This is a genomic window from Alterirhizorhabdus solaris, assembly GCF_007785815.1.
GTDB lineage: Bacteria > Pseudomonadota > Alphaproteobacteria > Sphingomonadales > Sphingomonadaceae > Alterirhizorhabdus > Alterirhizorhabdus solaris.
Window position 1 is genome coordinate 1 of sequence record NZ_VNIM01000225.1, and the last position, 474, is coordinate 474.

Here is a 474-nt window from a genome sequence, read left to right on the forward strand (position 1 = left end):
ACGTTGCCGCCCTTGGCCTCGTAAGTTTTGGTCATCTGCGCCAGGCACGGCGAGGCCGGGTTCCACAGCAGCTCGTCGGGCAGCAGCACCGCGAACGGCTCGTCGCCGATCAGGTCGCGCGCGCACCAGACCGCGTGGCCGAGGCCGAGCGGCTCCTGCTGGCGCACGAACACGGCGTTACCCGGCGCGAGACGACTGTCTTCCAGCAGTTCGAGGATGTCGTGCTTCGATTTCTCGCGCAGGGTCGCCTGCAACTCGTACGGGATGTCGAAATAGTCCTCGATCGCGTTCTTGCCGCGGCCGGTGACGAAGATCATCTGCTCGATCCCGGCGGCGCGCGCCTCGTCCACCGCATACTGGATCAGCGGCTTGTCGACGACGGGCAGCATCTCCTTGGGCACCGCCTTGGTGGCGGGCAGGAAGCGCGTGCCCATGCCGGCGACGGGAAAAATGGCCTTCCTGATGGTCTTCATG

At 66.0% G+C, this 474-nt stretch carries 1 protein-coding gene; it reads right to left on the reverse strand.

Annotated features, from left to right (window positions below; all coding sequences use genetic code 11):
• The coding region (locus FOY91_RS21460) for a UTP--glucose-1-phosphate uridylyltransferase (protein WP_145156109.1) at positions 1 to 473 on the reverse strand (473 nt) is incomplete at its 3' end.
• Position 474: the final 1 nt, after the last annotated feature.